Origin of the sequence: Saccharopolyspora erythraea (genome assembly GCF_018141105.1) — a bacterium.
Classification (GTDB): domain Bacteria; phylum Actinomycetota; class Actinomycetes; order Mycobacteriales; family Pseudonocardiaceae; genus Saccharopolyspora_D; species Saccharopolyspora_D erythraea_A.
The window spans coordinates 2,764,571-2,785,258 of record NZ_CP054839.1 but is presented as its reverse complement, the minus strand read 5'-3'; the positions used below and the strand labels follow the sequence as shown (position 1 = coordinate 2,785,258).

Here is a 20,688-nt window from a genome sequence, read left to right as displayed (position 1 = left end):
ACCCTGGAACAACCGGCCCGCCCTTGAACGGCCGGCACGCCCTGGAACGCCGGGCCCATCCTCGACCGCCGGACCGGTGAACGACACACCGCTGGCGGGAAATCGCCTCTCTCACACGGTTTTCACCGAGTTGCCGCAAGATTCCGGGGAGTGCCGGGGCGCGGTGCGCTCGGCACCACGCGGACCGGGATGTACGGGCTGTCCGTGAAGTCTGTTGACGAGCTGGGCTGATCCGCGGACAGGTCTGGGGCGGATCGGAGCATTGTCGATCGATGAGAGCGCTCTCACAATGTACCCACCGACGGGTCCGCCGTCGGGGAAGGGAGCCAGCATGATCAGCCGGAGAGCTTTCCTCGGCGGGATGTCCGCCGCCGCCCTCGCCGCGCCCGTCCTGGGCTCACCAGCCCTCGCCTCGCCCCTGACGACCGCACGCCGCCGCGCCGCGCCGACGCTGCCGCTGACGATCGCCAACAGCAGCGGGAACTTCGACAACTCCTCGATCTCGGTCTACATCGTCGGCGTCAACCTGGACACCGGCGAGCAGGCCCGCGTGACCCCGGACGGCCAGTTGCTCGCGGTCTCGCCGTCGGACAACGGTTCCGACGGCTATGCCGACTACGCGATCCCGTTGCAGGGCAGCGGCGACACCACGCTCACGCTGCCGAACATGTCCGGCCGCATCTACTTCGCGCTGGGCGACAAGCTCAAGTTCAAGGTCGTCACCGACGGTGCGGGCAAACCCGCGCTGCAGTACCCGGCAGGCTGGGTGTCCAGCGACGCCAACCACCGCGTCCTGCACGACACCGTCGAGTTCACCTTCAAGGCCGACGGCATGTACTGCAACACCACGATGGTCGACATGTTCAGCGTGCCGCTGTCCATCGAGCTCCAGGGTGCGCAGCAGCAGAAGACCGGCACCCTGGTCGCGGGCGGCCGGGAGAAGATCCTCGCCGGTGTCGGGGAGAACCCCGATTTCGGCGGGCTGCGCCAGGAGGACATGCGGGTGATCGCACCCGGGCACGCCCTGGACCTCGGCGCCTTCCCGGACACCTACTACGACTCCTACATCGACGAGGTGTGGGGCAAGTACCAGTCGACGCAGCTCAAGGTGAACACCGGCGACGGCCGGGTCTTCACCGGCCAGGTCTCCGGCGACGCGTTCACCTTCGACGGCGGGGTGCAGCCGATCGGCCGCCCGAGCACCCGCGACGTGCTGTTCTGCGACGGCGCGCTCGCCGCGCCCAACGACGGGGTCACCGGACCGGTCGCGGCCATCCTCGGCGCGGCGTTCAACCGCTCGACGCTGCTGGACGCCACCGACCAGCCGGGCACGGACCCGGCCGCGTTCTACCGGCACCAGGTGACCAACCACTACTCGAAGGTCATGCACGCCAACACCGAGGACGGCAAGGCCTACGGGTTCGCCTTCGACGACGTGGCGAACTTCGCCTCCTACATCCAGGACGGCGCGCCCACGGCGATCAAGGTCACCCTGACCCCGTGGTGAGCGTCCGCGTGGGGCTCCCGAGCGCGCCCGGGAGCCTCACCGGCCGCTCGCGGCGTCCCACTCCTGCTGGGAAACCTCCCGAAGTTGCGAGCCGTTGGCCTCCACTGCCTCGACCGGGACCGTCCACAGCCGACCCCGGTCGTCGAGCAGCCCGACCTCGCCGTCCGGTGCGCGCAACGCGGGCGCCTGCGCCCGGATCGTGGCGACGACCGGCAGATCGTCCAGCGCGGGCACCCTCTCGTCGAGCACTCCCCTGGCCATCTTCTCGGCCACCGACCGGCGCTCGACGCGGATCTTGCCGCCGTCGCGCACGACGTCCACGGTGCGGGCCGGCGAAGGAACCCCGAACCCGTCGAGCACGGCGCGTGCTCGGCGCGGCGACTCGCACGCTTCGACGTCCACCACGTCCAGCCCGAACCGGCGGATGTCGGTCGGCGCGGGGTTCAGCGCCGTGGCGCGCAGGACATCCACCGGAACGACACCGCAGGGGTCCTTTGCGGACACCGGGGCGCGACCACCCGGATCGCGCACCAGACCGGGACCTTCCTGCCACACACCGGGAATGATCAGCGGCCGGTACGGGTGGCGGGTGAAGTCGCGGTCCCAGAACGTGACCGTGGTGCCCGCCGCCGTCTGGTGGGCGATGGCGAAGGCGTCCAGGGCCTCGACCCACATCAAGTCCGCGCTGAACGCGTCGACCACCGACCGCGCCCGGCTGCCGCGGGTCGCCGAGGCGGGCTGGAAGCCCCTGTCGGTGAGCGCCTGCACCCGGTCGGTGAACGTGGCGTCCTTGGCGCGCAGCACGAACTGGCCCGCGCCGTTCCAGCCCGCGCCCGCGGCGGTGGTGTCGGTGAACATCAGGTAGAACCAGCCGTCGAGGAACAGCGCCGAGGGCTGTCCCGCCCCGTAGACGTTGGCGCGGACGACGTCGCCGGAGGCGGTCACCACGGGCCTGCCGCCCGCCTCCCGCCGCCAGGACATGCCGTCGGCGCTGCTGGCCACCCCGATGGCGTTGCCGTGGGCGTGGTCGCCCGCCGCGCCGGTGTAGTACAGGTGGTAGCGGCCGCCCGCCCGCACCACCGACGGGTCGCAGGTGTGCATCGCGTCGAACCCGCCCGGCTGTCCGGAGAACACCGGCACGGCCGGGGCGCCGCCGTCGGCGGTGAACGGCGTGCCGAGGTCGGCGGAGGCCGCGTGCAGCACGTCGTCGCCCGCGGGGCCGACGTCCGGGAGCTGGCTGCACCACCACGCCCGGTAGCGGCCGTCCTCGGCCACCACGGTCGGACCGTAGTTGTACGGGGCGGGCTGTCCGCCGGCCAGCACGACGGCCGCGCTCTCCCTGGCTGCCGAGGTAGTCAGCGTCGCGCTCGGCGGCGGGGCCGGCGAGGTCGGCTCGTCCAGCGGCCCCGGCGAACCCTCCACAGTGGTGCACGAGGCCAGCAGTGCGGTTGCCGACAGCGCGAGCAGCGCGCGGCGGAGCCGGTTCCCGCGCCCACGCGGCGAAGCCCGTTCGATCATGGCGCGGACACCGACCTCCCCCGGAGAAGACCCCGCCGCCCCGCGAGCGGCGACGTCTGAACCGGCCCAGTTTAGGAGATCGGCCGATTACCGGCCCCGCGGACGGGTTTTCCGCCCACAGCGCGGGATTCGCGCCGGCGCGGGAACGCGCTCGGGCTGCCCCGGCTCTCGTCGGGAGCAGCACGGCGCGGCACTTCGAACCGGCGGCCTCGATCGCGGCAGGGAGCGGCATCGGCTTCGCAGCGCCGGTGGCGCGCCTCGAACCGACGGCACCCGCCCCGCAGCCCTACCGGTCACCTCGCACAGCGGACGCGGCACCGCCGCTCAACACGGCGCCGCGGTAGGTCAAGCGCTCTCTTCGGCCAGCCAGCGCAGCGCCAGCGCGTACCCCCGCACGCCGAGGCCGACCACGACACCCGTCGCGATGTCGGAGAGGTAGCTGCGGGCCCGGAACTCCTCCCGCTTGTGCACGTTGGAGATGTGCACCTCGATCAGCGGCGCCTCGACCTGGGAGGCGGCGTCGCGCACCGCGACGGAGTAGTGCGTCCAGGCAGCCGCGTTGAGCACCACCGGCAGGCCCTGGTCGGCGGCCTCGTGCAGCCAGCCCACCATCTCGCCCTCGTGGTCGGTCTGGCGGACCTCGACGTCGATGCCCAGCTCCTTGGCGGTGCCCTCACACAGCGAGACCAGGTCGGCGTAGGTCGTGCTGCCGTAGACGGCGGGCTCCCGCTTGCCGAGCCTGCCCAGGTTCGGGCCGTTGAGCACCAGCGCCTTCACAGCAGCACCCCCGATCCCCCGGACTTCTGCTCCGGGGCACCGGTCAGCGCCGAGTACGCCGCCGCGATCAGCGACGGGTCCGGGCCTTCCAGCCTGCCGGGCTTGGCCAGCCCGTCGAGCACGACGAAGCGCAGCACGCCGGACCGGGTCTTCTTGTCCACCCGCATGCCCTCCAGCAGCTGGCCGAGGGCGTCGGGGTCGTAGGTGGTCGGCAGCCCGAGCAGGTCGAGCACCTTCTTGTGCCGGTCGGCGGTCTCGTCGTCGAGCCTGCCCGCCAGCCGCGCCAGCTCGGCGGCGAAGACCAGGCCGACGCTCACCGCCGCGCCGTGGCGCCAGCGGTAGCGCTCGCGCCGCTCGATGGCGTGGGCCAGGGTGTGGCCGTAGTTGAGGACCTCGCGCAGGTGCGACTCGCGCAGGTCCGAGGTGACCACGTCGGCCTTGACCTGGATGGCGCGCCGCACGAGCTCGGCGATCACCTCGCCCGCCGGGTCCAGCGCCGCCTGCGGGTCGGCCTCGACCAGCCGCAGGATCTCCGGGTCGGCGATGAAGCCGGCCTTGACGACTTCGGCCATCCCGGCGATCAGCTCGTTGCGCGGCAGGCCCTCCAGGGTCGCCAGGTCGACCAGCACGGCCGACGGCTCGTGGAAGACACCGACCAGGTTCTTGCCCGCGTCGGTGTTGATGCCCGCCTTGCCGCCGATCGCGGCGTCGACCATGCCCAGCAGCGTGGTCGGCACGTGCATCACCCGGACGCCGCGCATCCAGGTGCCCGCGACGAAGCCGGCCACGTCGGTGACCGCGCCGCCGCCGAAGGAGACCACCACGCCGTCGCGGTCGAGGCCGACCTTGCCGAGGACCTCCCAGCAGAACCCGGCCACCGCCAGGCTCTTGCCGTCCTCGGCGTCGGGCACCTCGACCCGGTGCGCGTCCAGGCCCGCCGCGGCGAGTTCGTCGCGGACGGCCTCGACGGTGGTGGTGATGCTGGGCTGGTGCACCAGCGCGACCACCGAGGCGTCGCGCAGCATGTCGACCAGCTCGCCCAGCAGGCCGCGGCCGACCACGACGTCGTAGGGCGCCTGGCTCTCGACCCTGATGCGCACGGGCTCGGTCATCCTCGGCTCTCTCCCCATCTCTGCAAGATCGTTTCGACTGGGATTATTCACGACCGGCCGCGCGGTCGGCGGTGACCCGCTCGACGAGCCGGTCGACCAGCGTGTCCGGCTCGACCCCGTCGGTGGCCAGCTCCCAGGTCGCCACCTCCCGGTAGAGCGGCAGGCGGGCGTCCAGCAGCGCCTTGAACGTCGCGCGCGGGTTCACCCCCGCCAGCAGCGGCCGCGCGGTGGACAGCCCGGTGCGGCGGGCGCCCTCGGCCAGGCCCACCGACAGGAAGACCACCGGTTGCTCGTCCAGCAGCGCGCGGGTGCGCTCGGAGAGCACCGAACCGCCGCCGAGGGAGAGCACGCCGTCGTGCTCGGTCAGCGCGGCGGCCACCGCCCGCTCCTCCATGGCGCGGAACGCGGGCTCGCCGTCGCCGGTGAAGATCTCGGCGATCGGCTTGCCCGCCTCGCGCACGACGTCGTCGTCGGTGTCGCGGAAGGCCACGCCGAGCCGGTCGGCCAGCAGCCGTCCGACCGTCGTCTTGCCGGCCCCGGGCGGGCCGACGACCACAGCGCACGGGCTCATCAGCGCACCTGCCGCTTCTCGGCGCGCTCCCGCAACCCGGCCAGGTAGCCCTCGACGTTGCGGCGGGTCTCCGGCAGCGAGTCGCCGCCGAACTTCTCCAGCACGGCCTCGGCCAGCACGAGCGCCACCATCGTCTCGGCGACCACGGCCGCGCGGGGCACGGCGGTGATGTCGGAGCGCTGGTGCATCGCCTGCGCGGGCTCGCCGGTGACGACGTCCACCGTCGCCAGTGCGCGGGGCAGGCTGGAGATGGGCTTCTTGGCCGCGCGCACGATCAGCGGCTCGCCGTTGGTGATGCCGCCTTCCAGACCGCCCGCGCGGTTGCTGCCGCGGCGCACCCAGCGCTCGCCTTCGGCCGGGTAGATCTCGTCGTGGGCGGCGCTGCCGCGCCGGTGCGCGTTGGCGAAGCCCTCGCCGATCTCCACGCCCTTGATCGCCTGGATGCTCATCAGCGCGCCCGCCAGCCGGGCGTCGAGCTTGCGGTCCCAGTGCACGTGCGAGCCGATGCCCGGCGGCAAGCCGTAGGCGATGACCTCGACGACGCCACCGAGGGTGTCGCCGTCCTTCTTGGCCGCGTCGACCTCGGCCATCATCCGCTCGGTCGCGGTGTCGCCGAAGGCGCGCACGGGGTTGTCGTCGATGGCCTTGAGGTCGTCCGGGCCGGGCAGGTGGTCCGACTCGGCGCTGACGGCACCGAGGCTGACGACGTGGCTGACGATCTCGACGCCGATCAGCTGGCGCAGGAAGTGCCGGGCGACCGTGCCCACCGCGACCCGCGCGGCGGTCTCGCGCGCGCTCGCGCGCTCCAGCACCGGGCGCGACTCCTCGAAGCCGTACTTCTGCATGCCGGGCAGGTCGGCGTGACCGGGGCGCGGGCGGGTGAGCGGCTCGTTGCGGGCCAGCGAGGCGAGCACGTCGGGATCGACCGGGTCGGCGGCCATCACCTGCTCCCACTTGGGCCACTCGGTGTTGGCGATGCGCACCGCGACCGGGCCGCCCTGGGTGCGGCCGTGCCGCACGCCGCCGATGATCTCCAGCTCGTCGGCCTCGAAGTTCATCCGGGGGCTGCGACCGAAGCCGAGCTTGCGCCGCTCCAGTTCGGCGGCGATGTCGGCGGTGGTCACCTCGACCCCGGCGACCATTCCCTCCAGCACCGCGACCAGGGCGGGGCCGTGCGATTCTCCAGCGGTCATCCAGCGCAGCACACCTGTAGATCCTGCCACGATAGGTGCTGGCCGGACGCTTCCGGGTGCTACATCCGGCGGAATCACGGCTCACCAGGCACCCGGGGTGATCGCCGGACCGCCGAACGCCGCCGGGAGGGCCGTGACCAGCCACGCGGGCGCCAGCATCGCCGGGCCGTGCGCGACCGCACCGCCCCGGGACCGGGCCGCTACCACCAGCGTCAGCGCCGCCGCCACGGCGACGCAGCCCAGCACGGCGGGAACCGACACCGCGCCGACGACGGCGCCCAGGCTCCCGGCCAGCTTCACGTCCCCCGGCCCCATCGACGCCGGCGAGAGGACGCGAACGCCCAGGTAGAGACCGGCGAAGAGGACCAGACCGGTGAGACCGCCGAGGAGCAGGACCGGGTCCGCCACTGCCAGCAGCACCGCGGCCACCGGGTAGGCGGTGAGGGTGAGCGCGTCGGGGAGCCGGCGCGCGATCACGTCGCACGCGGTGAGCAGGACCGCGAGCCAGCCCAGCCACAGCGGCACCGGAACCCACCACGGCGGCATCCAGCCACAGATGGCCGAGACCGCCACCCCCGACCACAGCACCGCGACCGCGGGCCCGCACGCGAACCTCGGCACCACCACGCCCCTGCGCAGCGAACGCAGCAGCACCCCGCCCAACCCGCCGGCGACGACACCCGCCATCCCGGCCACCACAGACCAGACCACCGGCGAAGGATCGGCCGGGCGCCCGCCCGACGGCGGGACGCCGGCGGCGAAGACCCGCGTGTCGTGTACCCGCGCGCTGCAAGGCGGGTGCCCCGCAGGTCTCCTGGGGCGCTATGGCAGACCAGGAGACCTGCGGGGGACTTGTCAGCCGCTGACTGCGAACAACGCGTCGCCTGCCTCGACCTGGCCGTCCTCGCGCAGGTCGCTGAGCGCCTCCGCCTCGACGTCGAGCGCCACGACCGGGCACACCGAGGAGTAGCCGTGCGACTCGACCTCGGTGGGGTTCCAGGTCACGATGCGCTGCCCGGCCTCGACCACGTCGCCCTTGGCCACGTGCAGCGTGAAGCCCTCGCCCTTGAGCTTGACCGTGTCGATGCCCAGGTGGACCAGGATCGCCGTACCGCCCGGCGCGGCGACGACGAACGCGTGCGGGTGCAGCGTCGCGACCGTCCCCGCGATCGGGGCGACGGCGTCGGCGCTGCCCTGCTCGGGCTTCACCGCGACGCCGGGACCGACCATCGCCTGCGAGAACACCGGGTCCGGGACCTCGCTGATCGGGGCCGCCAGCCCCCGGACCGGGCTGCCCACCTCGATGCTCACAACAGGTCCTCGATGTCCTCGGCCAGCGAGTCGGCCTCCGGTCCGACGACCACCTGCACGATCGAACCCTGGCGCATCACGCCGTGCGCCCCCGCGGCCTTCAGGCCCGCTTCATCGACCTTCGCCCCGTCGCTGACCTCGCAGCGCAGCCGCGTGATGCACGGCTCGATCTCCACCACGTTGCTCCCGCCGCCCAGTGCGGCCAGGATCGCGGCGGCCTTGTCAGCAGCCACCCCGAGCTCCCTTCGTCGTCAGCCGGTGCGCGACCCGCGCCCGGCCCGCGGTCCAGACGATCTTGCGCCACCGGATGTCGATGCGGCAACGAAAACCACACCGCCTTGACACCCGCACGCGGACCGCGCAATCTTCGCATCCAACTGGTTTAGACCGGACAGTACCAACCAGCGAACGGGACTGAACAGCAGCAGAGCGAGCGAGATCGACGCCGACCTCGGATCATCGTCGGAGAGCCTGCGCACCCCAGTCCCACAGGAGGCAGCGTGGCCGCACAGCGCACGGTGGACCCCGGCGGGACCACCGGAGGCGAACAGCGTCGTCGGGAGGTGCACCTCGCCTCCGACGCGCTGCGCGACGGGCCGCTGCCCAAGCACGTGCAGCTCCGGGAGATCCTCCGCGAGCTCGCCTCCGTCGAATTGCTGCCCGGCTCGCCGGTCCCGTCGGAACGTGAGCTGGCCACGCGCTACGGCGTCTCCCGGCTGACGGTGCGCGAGGCCGTCGGGCAGCTGGTCGCCGACGGCCTGCTGGTGCGGGTGCGCGGCAAGGGCACCTTCACCACCCGGCCCCGCGTCGACTCCGCCCTGCACCTGGCGTCCTTCAGCGAGGACATGCGCCGCCGGGGGATGCGCCCGGAGACCGTGGTGCTCGACGGCGCCGAGGCCGTGCCGCCGCAGGCCACGGCCGAGGCGCTGGGCCTGCCCGCCGAGAGCGCGGCGTACTGGCTGTTCCGGCTGCGCAAGGCCGACGGCGCGCCGATGGCCGTCGAGCGCGGCTGGTACCACCCCGAGCTGGTGCCCGGCCTGCTCGACCAGCGCCTCACCGACTCGCTCTACACGCTGCTCGACCGCGTCTACGGCGTGCGGCTGGAGCAGGGGACGCAGACCGTGCTGGCCGAGGGCGCCGACCCGGAGACCGCCCGGCTGCTCGGCGTCCGCCCGGGCAGCCCGGTGCTGGTGTTCCGGCGGGTGTCCACCGCGCAGGGACGGCCCGTGGAGGACATGACTTCCTGGTACCGGGGTGACCTGTACCAGGTGACGATGCGGCTCGACCGCAACCCGGACGACTTGCAAGGCCACGACCGCCTACCAGGAGGTAACCGATGAGTGCCAGCGCCCCACCGGCGTCCGGCAGCAAGGGATTCGCACTGCTGCAAAGACTGGGCCGCAGCCTGATGCTGCCCATCGCGGTCCTGCCCGCGGCGGCGCTGCTGCTGCGCCTGGGTCAGGACGACCTGCTCGGAGCCGTTCCGGGCCTGCAGACGGTCGCCGGCGTCATCGGCGCGGCGGGTGGGGCGTTGTTCGACAACCTGCCTCTGCTGTTCGCCATCGGCGTGGCCATCGGCTTCGCCAAGAAGGCCGACGGCTCGACCGCGCTGTCGGCGGCGGTCGGCTACCTGGTGCTCTCCGGCGTGCTGTGGGAGATCGCCAAGCCCGAGGAGGGCACCGCCTACAACAAGGGCCCCTACGGCGTGCTCGGCGGCATCATCGCCGGTCTGGTCGCGGCGTGGCTGTGGCAGCGCTACCACCGCATCAAGCTGCCCGACTACCTCGGCTTCTTCGGCGGGCGCCGGTTCGTGCCGATCGTCACCTCGGTCGCGATGCTGGTCATCGGCGTCGTGATGGGTCTGCTGTTCCCGCTGTTCGACGCGGGGCTGACCGCCTTCAGCGACGCCGTCACGGCCAACGCCGTGATCGGCGGCGGCGTCTACGGCGTGGTCAACCGCCTGCTGCTGCCGTTCGGCCTGCACCACATCCCGAACAACGTCGTGTGGTTCCTGTTCGGCGACTACAACGGCGAGAAGGGCGACATCGCGCGCTTCTTCGGCGGTGACCCGTCCGCGGGCACCTTCATGACCGGCTTCTTCCCGATCTTCATGTTCGCCCTGCCCGCCGCGGCGCTGGCGATCTGGCAGTGCGCGAAGCCCTCGCAGCGCAAGATCGTCGGCGGCGTGATGCTCTCCACCGCGCTGACCGCGTTCCTCACCGGCATCACCGAGCCGCTGGAGTTCTCGTTCATCTTCGTGGCCTGGCCGCTGCTGCTGATCCACGCCGTGCTCACCGGCACGTCGATGGCCCTGGTCAACGCGCTGGACATCCACACCGGCTTCGGCTTCTCGGCCGGGGCGATCGACTACGTGCTCAACTTCGGCATCTCGCAGAAGGCGCTGCTGATCATCCCGATCGGACTGGGCTACGCCGTCGTCTACTACTTCCTGTTCCGCTTCATCATCACCAAGTGGAACTTGCGCACCCCCGGACGCGAGGAGGAGGAAGGCGCCGCGGCCACCGAGCAGGCTGCGAGCGGAGACACATCGTCGGCACCCCGGGGGAGCACGGATAATGCCGGGAGCGGCGCACCGGACCCCGACACCGGCGGTGCCCGCAGCTGAGCCGGCCGCGACCGGCGCGTGAGCCTATTCGAGAACGGAGCATCCATGCCTGAGCGACGGGTCACCGTGGCGAGCAAGGTGGGACTGCACGCGCGTCCGGCGGCCCTGGTCGCCAAGGCCGCCGCCGCGCAGTCGGTCAAGATCACGATCCGCAAGGACGACACCCAGCCGGTGGAGGCAGGCAGCATCCTCGGCCTGATGACGCTGGGCGCGGCGCACGGCGACGAGGTCGTTCTGTCGGCCGAGGGCGAAGGCGCCGAGGCCGCGCTGGACCACCTGGTCCAGCTGGTGGGCTCGGACCTCGACGAGAGCTGAGCCGCCCCACCGACGTACGAGGTCCCCTGCCGGACGGCAGGGGACCTCGTACGTACACGGCTAGTCCTGTTGGACCGGCGATGCTCGACAGCTCGCACCGGAACCTTCCATGATCGTGCCGCGTCCCACCCGGGACCCACACCGCAGCGGCCGAGGGGATGGAAGATGAACGACCAGTTGTGGGCGCGCGGGGCGTTGTCGGCAGCGCTGGTGGCCGCCCTGTCCGGTTGTGACGGCTCAGGCGCACCGCTGAACTCGCAGCAGGTGCAGCAGGCCCTCCCGGACGCCAGGGCGCTGCCCGCCGGCTGGTCGGCCGACCACTCCGACACCCGGCTCGCCACCGGCGACGACGCGGTGAACGGCTGCCGGTACGACACCAAGGCGGGTTGCGAAGGCGTCCTGGTCGTGGCCAAGCAGGAGGTGGAGCGGCCAGGAGGCGACTCGGCGACGGTGGGCCTGCAGGCCTTCGGCACTCCGGACGGCGCCGGGTCCCGGTACGGGGCGCTGGTGGACTCGCTGGGCGGCAAGGACGACCTCACCGAGATCGACCTGCCCGCCGTCGGCGACGAGAGCCACGCCTACCAGGACTCCGACGAGACCCGGGTGGTGCTGCGGGTGGGCACCGTCGTCGCGGTCATCACCGACGAGTCCAGGGGCACCGACGTGGCGCAGCGGCTGGCCGCGATGCAGGCCGAACGCATCGAGCAGGTGCAGGGCGGGTCCCCGGCCGACGCCACCTACCGGTGAGCCGAGGCGCGCCGCTCACAGCGGGAGGGGCACCTGCCCGCCGGTCGCCGCCGCCAGCGCGTCGCGCATCGCGCGGCGCGGAGCGGTGCGGCCGGTGAACTGCTCGACCTGCCCGAACGCCTGGTGCAGCAGCATGTCCAGGCCGGTCGCCAGCCGTCCGCCCGCGGCGGCCACGGCGGTGGCCAGCGGTGTCGGCCACGGGTGGTAGACGACGTCGAGCAAGCACGCCGAGCGCGCCAGCGCGGGCGCGTGGGCGTCGACCGCACCGGCGGGCAGCGTCGAGACCACGACGTCGGCGGCCGGCACCTCGGCCGCGAGGTCCACGTCGTCGAGCCGCTCGGTCCGCACCCGCAGGCCCACCCGCTGCGCGGTCTCCAGCGCCTGGCCCGCCCTGGCGGGCTCGCGGACCGCGAGCACCACCTCGCGGATGCCCAGTTCGGCCAGCCCCGCCAGGGCCGCGGCGGCCGTGCCGCCCGCGCCCAGCAGCAGCGCCCGGTGTCCGGTGGTGAACCCTCCCGCCGCGCGCAGCGCGCCGGTCACCCCCTCGACGTCGGTGCAGTCGGCCGCCCAGCCTCCGCCCGGACGCGGGGTCAGGGTGTTGGCCGCCCCGACCGCGGCCGCGCGGTCGGTGACCACGTCGGCGAAGGCCAGCGCGGCGCGCTTGCCCGGCATCGTCACCGACAGCCCGGCCCACTCCGGACCGAGACCGCCGACCAGCCCGGGCAGCTCGTCGGCGTCGGCCTCGATCCGCTCGTAGGTCCAGTCGCCGAGGCCCAGCTCCGCGTAGGCGGCGCCGTGCAGCACCGGCGAGAGCGAGTGCTCGATCGGCTTGCCGACGACGCCGGCCCGGCGGGCCTCAGAACGCGCCACGCTTGCGCGCCTCTTCGATGAAGGCCTGGTGTTCCTGGTCGTTGTTGGCGAAGCAGGAGGTGCCGTCCGGGTAGCACTTGACGAAGTACTTCCAGCCGCCTTCCTCCGGCTTCTCCGCCGCGGCGACGGCCTCCTTGCTGACCGTCGAGATCGGCGTCGGCGGCAGGCCGTAGTTCAGGTAGGTGTTGTACGGCCCGGGCCGCTGCCGGTCCTCCGGCTTGGTCAGCAGCGTCGGCTTGTCGAGCGGGTAGTTGATCGTCGAGTCGAGCCCGAGCCGGATCACCGGGTGGGTCAACCGGTTGTAGACCACCCGCGAGACCTTCGGGAAGTCCTTCGCGATCCCCTCGCTCTGCACCAGCGAGGCGATGATCAGCACTTCGTAGGGCGAGTGACCCGTCGACTCGGCCGCCTGCGGCATGCCGGCCGCCTCCAGCATCGCCGCCGACTTGGTGACTACCTGGCGCAGCACCTCCTCGGGCGCCTCACCGGGCTTGATGTCGTAGATGCCCGGCATGATCAGGCCCTCCAGGCGGCGCTTGGGCTCGGCCTTGGAAGCGCCCTCCAGCGCCCACTCCGGCACGCCGAGCGACGCCAGGTCCGCGGTCGCGGCCACCTCGTGCATCTGCTCGGGTGTCGCGCACGGCCTGCTGCCCTGCGCACCCGCGCAGGTGGCCTCCGCGAGCTTGGTCAGGATGCCGGGTGAGTGCCCGCCGTCGGGGGTGAGCTGGTCCTCCAGCCGCTGCCCGCCGCGCACCTCGACCCGCCCGGTCTTCGCCTCCGGCGAAAGGATGTGGGTCACCGCGGCCTGGCCCGACATCTTCGACTTCATCAGGTAGAAGCCCGGCTGGATGCCGTTGATCTGCCGGTTGTTCTCGGCCGCCTTGACGAACGCCTTGGTGCTGGCCACCACGTCGGCCTGGCGCAGCTTGGTGCCGATGGCGCTGACGGTGTCGCCGGACTCGACCTCGACGACGACGTCGCCGGTGCCCTGGCCCTGGTAGTCGTCGTAGGTGCCGATCTGCAGGAACTGGCTGACCCCGTAGACCACTCCGGTGCCCACCAGCAGCAGGACGAACAGGCCCGCCAGCGCGGTCACCGAACGCTGGCGGCGGCGACGGCGGAACCTCTCCCGCTCCTCGCGCACCTGCCTGCGCCCGCGCGGCCGCGTCGTCTCCCCGGAATCGTCTGCGAACAGTCCGAGATCGTCGCTCACGAAAGTTCCTCTCGTGTCGTGTTCCCCCGAGAGTCCAACCACGCCTGCAGAATCTCGACGGCCGCGGCCTGGTCGACCACGGCCCGTTGCTTCTTACCGCGCACGCCGCGCTTGCTCAGCATCCGGCTGGCGGTGACGGTGGTCAGCCGTTCGTCGGAGTAGACCACAGGCACCGGGGCTATCCGCTCCGCGAGCGCGGTGCCGTAGCTCTCCGCGGCCTCGGCGGCCGGGCCGTGCCTGCCCGCGAGCGTCCTGGGCATGCCGACGACGACCTCGACCACCTCGTTCTCGGTGACGATCTCGGCGAGCCTGCCGAGATCGCCGCCGCCTTCGGCGTCGCGCTGCAATGTGACCAGCGGGGTGGCCAGCATCGGCGCCGGGTCGCTGAGCGCGACGCCGACGCGGACCGCACCGACGTCGATCCCCAGACGCCGTCCGGGGCCGGGCCGGTGCCCGCTGCCTTGCGCGTTCACCCGCGAGCCACCGCCTGATCGAGACCGGTGCGCAGCGCGGCGATCGCGGCGGTGATCCCCGCCGGGTTCGAGCCGCCGCCCTGGGCCATGTCGGGCTTGCCGCCGCCGCGACCGCCGACCTCGGCGGCGAAGGAGGGCACCAGCTTGCCAGCCTTGAGCCCGAGGTCCTGGCCGGGTGTGTTGACGCCGACCACGAAGCTGACCTTGTCGCCGTCGGAGGAGAACAGCGCGACCACGGCGGGCCGGGAGCCCAGCCGTCCGCGCACCTCGCCGGCCAGCGCCCGCAGCGCGCCGCCGTCGACGCCGTCGGGCACCTGCTCGGCCACCAGCGTCACGCCGTGCACGTCGGTGCCCTTGTCGGCCAGCGCGCCGGCCGACTGGAGCACCTGGGCGACCCGCAGCTGCTCGAGCTCCTTCTCGGCGCTGCGCAGCCTGCTCACCACACCGGCGATGCGCTCGGGCAGCTCCTCGGCGGGCACCTTGAACTGCTCGGCGAGCTGGGTGACCAGCAGGTGCTCCTTGCTGATGTGGCGCATGGCGTCCATGCCGACCAGGGCCTCGACCCGGTGCACGCCGGAGCCGACCGAGGAGTCGGCGACCAGCTTGACCACGCCGAGCTGGCCGATGCGGCCGACGTGCGTGCCACCGCACAGCTCGCGGGAGTAGTCGCCCATGTCGACCACGCGCACCTGGTCGCCGTACTTCTCGCCGAACAGCGCGACGGCGCCGAGCTCCATGGCCCGGTCCATGGTGGTGGTGTAGGACCGCACCTCGACGTCGTTCTGGAGGTAGTCGTTGACCTCCTCCTCCACGCCGCCGAGCACCGAGCCCGAAACCGCGGCCGGGGCGGTGAAGTCGAAGCGCATCCGGCCGGGCGAGTTCAGCGAACCGGCCTGCGCGGCGCGCTTGCCGTAGGCGCTGCGGACCGCGGCGTGCACCAGGTGCGTCGCCGAGTGCGAGCGCTCGATGGCGTGCCTGCGCCTGGAGTCGACGGCCGCCTCCAGGCTGGTGTCGACGCCCAGCTCACCCGCGGTGACCTTGGCCCGGTGCACGAACAGGCCGGGCACCGCGCGCTGCACGTCGTGGACCTCGACCTCCACGCCCGGACCGGTCAGTCTGCCGGTGTCGGCGATCTGGCCACCGCCCTCGGCGTAGAACGGGGTGCGGTCCAGGATCAGCTCGACCTCGGTGCCCGCGGCGGCCGACTTCGCCGGCACCCCGTCCACCAGCAGGCCCAGCACCCGGCTCTGCGCCTGCAGGTCGGTGTAGCCGAGGAACTCGGTGGTGCCGTGCTCGTCCAGCAGCGAGCGGTAGGTCGACAGGTCGCCGTGTCCGGACTTGCGGGCCTTGGCGTCCTCCTTGGCGCGGCGGCGCTGCTCGCTCATCAGCTCCCGGAAGCCCTGCTCGTCGACCGAGAGGCCCTGCTCGGAGGCCATCTCCAGGGTCAGGTCGATCGGGAAGCCGTAGGTGTCGTGCAGCTGGAACGCCTTGGCACCGGCGAGCTGGGTGCCGCCGGCCTTCCTGGTGTCGGCGACGGCGAGGTCGAAGATCTTCGATCCCGCGGTGAGGGTGGACAGGAAGGCGTCCTCCTCGTTGCGCATCACCGAGTCGATTCGGTCGAACTCGGTGACCAGCTCCGGGTAGCTCGGGGCCATCGCGTCGCGCACGACCGCCGCGAACTCGCCCAGCACCGGCTCGTGCACGCCGAGCAGGCGGGTCGAGCGGATGATGCGGCGCAGCAGGCGGCGCAGCACGTAGCCGCGGGCCTCGTTGCCGGGGGTGACGCCGTCGCCGACGAGCATCACGCCGGAGCGGGCGTGGTCGGCGATCACGCGGAAGCGGACGTCGTCCTCGTGGCTGGCGCCGTAGCTGCGGCCGGAGAGCTCCTCGGCCTTGGCGATGACCGGGCGGACCAGGTCGGTCTCGTAGACGTTCTCCACGCCCTGCAGCAGGCAGGCGACCCGCTCGACGCCCATGCCGGTGTCGATGTTCTTGGTCGGCAGCTCACCGATCGGCGGGTGCCCTTCCTTGGGCGGCAGCTCACCTCGGATGTCCTGCATGAACACGAGGTTCCAGATCTCGATGTAGCGGTCCTCGTCGACGACCGGACCGCCCTCGCGGCCGTACTTCGGGCCGCGGTCGTAGTAGATCTCCGAGCAGGGACCGCCCGGACCGGGCACGCCCATGTCCCAGTAGTTGTCCTTGGCGTCGCGCACCTGGATCCGCTCGGCGGGGATGCCGGTGACCTTCTGCCAGAGCGCGGCGGCCTCCTGGTCCTTCTCGAAGACGGTGACCCACAACCGCTCCGGGTCGAAGCCGTAGCCGCCGTCGGCCTGGGAGCTCGTGAGCAGCCCCCAGGCGTGCTCCATGGCGCCTTCCTTGAAGTAGTCGCCGAAGGAGAAGTTGCCCGCCATCTGGAAGAACGTGTTGTGGCGGGTGGTCTTGCCGACCTCGTCGATGTCACCGGTGCGCACGCACTTCTGGATGCTGGTGGCCCGCGGGTACGGCGCCGGGGCATCACCCAGGAAGTAGGGCTTGAACTGCACCATCCCGGCGTTGACGAACAGCAGCGTCGGGTCGTCCAGGATCAGCGAGGCGCTGGGCACCACGGTGTGCCCGGCCTTGCGGAAGTGCTCGGTGAAGCGCTGGTTGATCTCGTGGGTCTGCACGGTGGGTCCTTCGAGGTGGGCGGTGTCGGGAGATCGGTGGCGGCGGGACGCGCGGACGCTCCGGGCGTCAGCGGCCCGCCCGCCGAGCTCGCCGCTCCCGCGCCCGCCGGGCGTCGTCGTCGGTGCCGGTCGCGCCGTAGGAGTCGTCGGCGCGCTCGACGACCTCGTGCAGCTCCCGCTCCCGCTCGCTCATCCCGGCGCGGACGTCCGCGCCGAAGGACCCGACCGCTCCCGCGAGCTCGCGCATCGCACCGCCGAGCTGCTCGGCGGCCCCGGTGGGGGTCGCCTTGCGCGCGGTCTCGCCGAGCTTGCGGCTAATCGCGACACCGGCGGCGATACCGGCGCCGAACCAGAACATGCGCCTCACTTGCGACCACCCTTGCGCCGGGAGTGCCTGCCCGCGGGCTCTTCCTTGCGCTTGCGCCGGGCGCGCAGCGCCTTGCTGACTCCGTAGGAGAAGGCCGCGGTCTTCACCAACGGCCCACCAAGTGTAGCCGTGAACAGCGAGGACAAGGCCGAGACGTTGCCGCTGACGGTCTTGGCGTTGGCGGTGATGCCGTCGACCCGCTCGAGCTGGGTGTTGACGTGGGTGAGCGTCGTGTTCGCGCCGGTGAACAGCGGGTCGGAGTTCTCGTGCGCCTTGCGGATAGCGACGGTCGCTTCGTCCAGCGTGCGGCCGAGCTTGACCAGCGGGATCGCCAGCAGCACGACCAGCAGCACGAACGCGCCTGCCGCGATGAGCGCGGCGATCTGCGTGGGCGTCACGTGCCCCTCCCGTATTTCCACGTGGTGTGCGGCCACCGGTCTGTCACACTGCCGGTGGATTGATCGCGGTCAGGTTACCGAACGGCCGGGCGAGTCCCGTGCTTACCCCGCCACCGGCGTGACCGGCGCGTTCCCGCCGAGCACGGCCGCCACGTTGCGGGCCGCGAGCTCGGCCATCGCGGTCCGGGTCTCGATCGTCGCCGACCCCAGGTGCGGGGCGAGCGCGACATTGTCCAGCTCCAGCAGCGCGGGTTCGACGGCCGGTTCGCGCTCGAAGACGTCCAGCGCCGCTCCGGCGATCCGGCCCTCGTGCAGCGCGGTGGCCAGCGCCGGCTCGTCGACGACCGGACCGCGGCTGGTGTTGACCAGCACCGCGCTCGGCTTCATAAGGCCGAGGGCGCGCTCGCCGATCAGGTGCCGGGTCTGCTCGGTCAGCGGGCAGTGCAGCGACACGACGTCGGACTCGCGCAGCAGGTCGTCCTGGGCGAGGTAGCGGGCGTCGAGCTCGGTCTCCACCTCGGCGGCCGCGCGGCGCCGGCCGGTGTAGGCGATGCGCATCCCGAACGCCCTGGCCCGCCGGGCCACCGCCTGTCCGATCTCGCCGAGCCCGACGATGCCCAGCGTCTTGCCCTGCAGGCCGGTGCCGAGCATGAAACCCAGGTGGAAGCTCCACGGCTGCCGCGCCCGCAGCAGCCGCTCGCCCTCGCCGAGGCGGCGGGTGACCGACAGCAGCAGGCCGAAAGTCAGGTCCGCGGTCGCGTCGACCAGCACGCCCGGGGTGTTGGTGACCGCGATGCCGCGCCGGGTGAGCGCGGCGACGTCGACGTTGTCGTATCCGACCGCGACGTTGGCGACGACCCGCAGGCCGGGCCCCGCGGCGTCGGCCACGGCGTCGTCGATGCGGTCGTGCAGCATCGACACGATGGCATCCGCCCCGCGCACCGCCTCGTGCAGTTCGGCTACCTCGAGCGGCCGGTCCTGGCCGCACACCCGCACCTCCCCCGCCGCGCGCAGTACGTCCAGCGCCGACTCCGGCACCGACCTGGTGACCACGATGTCCACGACTACCCCAATCCGTCCAGACGATCCGCCGGGCAGCGCGAATCTACCCGTGCCCCGATCGGAGGTCTCCGGTGTCTTCCCCGCCCGCGACGTCCCCCGCTTTCACTACGCAGGTACCGCCGTCTGCGTGCTCTTGATCGAGTCCGCGGCAGCCGATGACTGGGTGGATGAACGACCAGGAGCGGACATGACGGCGAGGCTCGCCGACCGATCGGCACGAGTGCTGAGGAGCCAGACCTGCCCCATTTGCGGCAGCCCGATGATCCCGGTGCAGGGCACCGGCAAGTGGGTCTGCCCGCGGTGCTGAGCACCGCTTCGAGCGCCGCACCCCCGCGACGGCCCGGCGCCTCCGACCACGCCGGGCGGACGCCGCCGCGGCCGAGCACCGCACCGCCGGTTCCCCACCACGGCGACCGCGCGCCGTTGTCCCGGGCGCCCTTGCCCCGGGTGCCGTTACCCCGGCCGGGCACCGCCCCGGCCACCGCTCCGGAGACCACGCACGTAGGACCGGCCTGCGCACGGCGGGCGTCTGCCTCCCGAGATCACCCGTGCCAGCCCGGGCGAGCAGCGGCCGGTGCCGCGCCGCCTCAGCCCGGCGTCTCCCCGCGGACGATGCCGCGCAGCTTCGGCACGCGATCTGCGAGCGTGCGCTCCGCGCCTCGTCCGGTCGGGTTGTAGTAGTCCCGGCCCACCAGCTCCGACGGCGGGTACTGCTGCGCCAGCACGCCCTCGGTCCTGCCATGCGGGTAGCGGTAGCCCTGCGCGTTGCCCAGGCGGCTCGCGCCCGCGTAGTGGCCGTCGCGCAGGTGCGGCGGCACCGGCCCGGCCTTGCCCGCCCGCACGTCGCCCATCGCCTCGTCGATAGCGGTGATCACCGCGTTGGACTTCGGCGCGGTCGCCAGGTGGATGGTCGCCTGGGCCAGCGCGAGCCTGCCCTCGGGCATCCCGATGAACTGCACCGCCTGCGAGGCGGCGACCGCGGCCTGCAACGCGGTCGGGTCGGCCATGCCGATGTCCTCGCTGGCGTGCACGACCAGCCTGCGGGCGATGAACCTGGGGTCCTCGCCTGCCTCCACCATCCTGGCCAGGTAGTGCAGCGCGGCGTCCACGTCGGAACCGCGGATGGACTTGATGAACGCGCTGACCACGTCGTAGTGCTGGTCGCCGTCGCGGTCGTAGAGCACCGCGGCCCGGTCGACGGTGGCCTCCACGGTGGCCAGGTCGATCTTGTCCGAGCCGGTGGAGCCCGCCGACTCGGCCGCGGCCTCCAGCGCGGTCAGCGCCCGCCGCGCGTCGCCCCCGGCCAGGGCGACCAGGTGCGCCTCGGCCTCGGGTTCCAGCTCCACCGCACCGCCGAGGCCGCGTTCGTCGGCGACCGCGCGGCGCACCAGCTCGCGGATGTCGTCCTCGCCGTGGCTGCGCAGCTGCAGCACCAGCGAGCGCGAAAGCAGCGGGGCGACCACGGAGAACGACGGGTTCTCCGTGGTCGCCGCCACGAGCAGCACGGTGCGGTCCTCGACCGCGCCGAGCAGCGCGTCCTGCTGGGTCTTGGAGAAGCGGTGCACCTCGTCGATGAACAGCACCGTGGCCTCGGCCGCGCGCCCCAGCCTGCGCCTGGCCTCCTCGATGACCGCGCGGACCTCCTTGACGCCCGACGACAGCGCCGAGAGCGCGACGAACCGGCGTCCGGTGGCCAGCGACACCAGGTTCGCCAGCGTCGTCTTGCCGGTCCCGGGCGGCCCGTAGAGCAGCACCGACGCCGGGGCCGCGCCCTCCACCAGCCTGCGCAGCGGTGCGCCCGGCCCCAGCAGGTGCTTCTGCCCGATCACCTCGTCCAGCGACCGCGGCCGCATCCGCACCGCGAGCGGCGCGTTCTCCGCCAGCCGCTCGCCTGCGCGGTCATCGGCCTCGGCGCCGAACAAGCCATCGTCGAACAGGCCCTCAGTCACGCCTCGACGC

Annotated in this window: 21 protein-coding genes; 5 read left to right on the top strand and 16 right to left on the bottom strand. The window is 72.6% G+C overall.

The features are described 5' to 3' along the window. Positions 1-331 precede the first annotated feature (331 nt). A complete protein-coding gene (locus HUO13_RS12985; RefSeq protein WP_211901629.1) occupies positions 332-1,507 on the top strand; it encodes a glycoside hydrolase family 64 protein in 1,176 nt (391 codons plus the stop codon). A 36-nt stretch (positions 1,508-1,543) separates the two neighbouring features. Here the strand turns inward: HUO13_RS12985 and HUO13_RS12980 are convergent, their stop codons facing one another. The 8 genes from HUO13_RS12980 to HUO13_RS12945 form a co-directional block, all read right to left on the bottom strand. After that, entirely contained in the window at positions 1,544-3,025 is a 1,482-nt protein-coding gene (locus tag HUO13_RS12980; protein WP_211901628.1) for a beta-xylosidase, read from the bottom strand. A gap of 345 nt (positions 3,026-3,370) precedes the next feature. Then, positions 3,371-3,802, bottom strand: coding sequence for a type II 3-dehydroquinate dehydratase (aroQ, locus tag HUO13_RS12975; RefSeq protein WP_211901627.1), 432 nt, complete (start codon positions 3,800-3,802; stop codon positions 3,371-3,373). Continuing rightward, on the bottom strand, positions 3,799-4,914 hold the full coding sequence (gene aroB, locus HUO13_RS12970) for a 3-dehydroquinate synthase (protein WP_211901626.1): 1,116 nt from the start codon (positions 4,912-4,914) through the stop codon (positions 3,799-3,801). Before aroB ends, aroQ begins: the two co-directional genes overlap by 4 nt. A gap of 43 nt (positions 4,915-4,957) precedes the next feature. Next, complete coding sequence (locus HUO13_RS12965) at positions 4,958-5,485, bottom strand: shikimate kinase (RefSeq protein ID WP_211901625.1); 528 nt, start codon at positions 5,483-5,485, stop codon at positions 4,958-4,960. Next, positions 5,485-6,690 (bottom strand): chorismate synthase, encoded by a 1,206-nt coding sequence (gene aroC / locus HUO13_RS12960; RefSeq protein WP_211901624.1) that lies wholly within the window; start codon positions 6,688-6,690, stop codon positions 5,485-5,487. The genes HUO13_RS12965 and aroC overlap by 1 nt, the downstream gene beginning before the upstream one ends. Before the next feature lie 69 nt (positions 6,691-6,759). Beyond that, the gene (locus HUO13_RS12955) at positions 6,760-7,389 is read right to left on the bottom strand and encodes a prepilin peptidase (RefSeq protein ID WP_249124744.1); all 630 of its coding nucleotides are present in this window, start codon (positions 7,387-7,389) and stop codon (positions 6,760-6,762) included. Positions 7,390-7,533: 144 nt separating this feature from the next. Further along, entirely contained in the window at positions 7,534-7,989 is a 456-nt protein-coding gene (locus HUO13_RS12950) for a PTS sugar transporter subunit IIA (RefSeq protein WP_211901623.1), read from the bottom strand. Next, positions 7,986-8,222 (bottom strand): glucose PTS transporter subunit EIIB, encoded by a 237-nt coding sequence (locus tag HUO13_RS12945; protein ID WP_009943059.1) that lies wholly within the window; start codon positions 8,220-8,222, stop codon positions 7,986-7,988. The genes HUO13_RS12950 and HUO13_RS12945 overlap by 4 nt, the downstream gene beginning before the upstream one ends. Positions 8,223-8,507: 285 nt before the next feature. On the opposite strand from HUO13_RS12945, the gene HUO13_RS12940 reads away from it, so the two are divergent. From HUO13_RS12940 to HUO13_RS12925, 4 genes are all read left to right on the top strand, one after another. Next, positions 8,508-9,329 (top strand): GntR family transcriptional regulator, encoded by an 822-nt coding sequence (locus HUO13_RS12940; RefSeq protein ID WP_211902854.1) that lies wholly within the window; start codon positions 8,508-8,510, stop codon positions 9,327-9,329. Next, positions 9,326-10,615: a PTS transporter subunit EIIC gene (locus tag HUO13_RS12935; RefSeq protein WP_211901622.1), complete on the top strand. Its 1,290-nt coding sequence runs from the start codon at positions 9,326-9,328 to the stop codon at positions 10,613-10,615. The genes HUO13_RS12940 and HUO13_RS12935 overlap by 4 nt, the downstream gene beginning before the upstream one ends. A gap of 45 nt (positions 10,616-10,660) precedes the next feature. Beyond that, positions 10,661-10,930 carry an HPr family phosphocarrier protein gene (locus HUO13_RS12930; RefSeq protein ID WP_009943063.1) on the top strand — a complete coding sequence of 90 codons (270 nt, stop codon included), beginning with the start codon at positions 10,661-10,663 and terminating at the stop codon, positions 10,928-10,930. A 165-nt stretch (positions 10,931-11,095) separates the two neighbouring features. Beyond that, positions 11,096-11,677, top strand: coding sequence for a hypothetical protein (locus HUO13_RS12925; protein WP_211901621.1), 582 nt, complete (start codon positions 11,096-11,098; stop codon positions 11,675-11,677). Between the two features lie 15 nt (positions 11,678-11,692). Here HUO13_RS12925 and HUO13_RS12920 read toward each other — a convergent pair whose 3' ends face one another. The 8 genes from HUO13_RS12920 to HUO13_RS12885 form a co-directional block, all read right to left on the bottom strand. Continuing rightward, positions 11,693-12,547, bottom strand: coding sequence for a shikimate dehydrogenase (locus HUO13_RS12920; protein WP_211901620.1), 855 nt, complete (start codon positions 12,545-12,547; stop codon positions 11,693-11,695). After that, on the bottom strand, positions 12,534-13,760 hold the full coding sequence (gene mltG / locus HUO13_RS12915; RefSeq protein ID WP_249124741.1) for an endolytic transglycosylase MltG: 1,227 nt from the start codon (positions 13,758-13,760) through the stop codon (positions 12,534-12,536). Before mltG ends, HUO13_RS12920 begins: the two co-directional genes overlap by 14 nt. Continuing rightward, positions 13,757-14,233, bottom strand: a complete 477-nt coding sequence (gene ruvX / locus HUO13_RS12910) for a Holliday junction resolvase RuvX (RefSeq protein ID WP_211901619.1) — start codon at positions 14,231-14,233, stop codon at positions 13,757-13,759. The genes mltG and ruvX overlap by 4 nt, the downstream gene beginning before the upstream one ends. After that, positions 14,230-16,902, bottom strand: a complete 2,673-nt coding sequence (gene alaS, locus HUO13_RS12905; protein ID WP_211901618.1) for an alanine--tRNA ligase — start codon at positions 16,900-16,902, stop codon at positions 14,230-14,232. The genes ruvX and alaS overlap by 4 nt, the downstream gene beginning before the upstream one ends. 67 nt (positions 16,903-16,969) lie before the next feature. After that, positions 16,970-17,269: a hypothetical protein gene (locus HUO13_RS12900; RefSeq protein WP_249124738.1), complete on the bottom strand. Its 300-nt coding sequence runs from the start codon at positions 17,267-17,269 to the stop codon at positions 16,970-16,972. Beyond that, positions 17,266-17,667, bottom strand: a complete 402-nt coding sequence (locus HUO13_RS12895) for a DUF948 domain-containing protein (protein WP_009950852.1) — start codon at positions 17,665-17,667, stop codon at positions 17,266-17,268. The genes HUO13_RS12900 and HUO13_RS12895 overlap by 4 nt, the downstream gene beginning before the upstream one ends. A 102-nt stretch (positions 17,668-17,769) precedes the next feature. Continuing rightward, complete coding sequence (locus tag HUO13_RS12890) at positions 17,770-18,729, bottom strand: 2-hydroxyacid dehydrogenase (protein ID WP_211901617.1); 960 nt, start codon at positions 18,727-18,729, stop codon at positions 17,770-17,772. A 587-nt stretch (positions 18,730-19,316) separates the two neighbouring features. Continuing rightward, positions 19,317-20,678, bottom strand: coding sequence for a replication-associated recombination protein A (locus tag HUO13_RS12885; RefSeq protein WP_211901616.1), 1,362 nt, complete (start codon positions 20,676-20,678; stop codon positions 19,317-19,319). Positions 20,679-20,688: the final 10 nt, after the last annotated feature.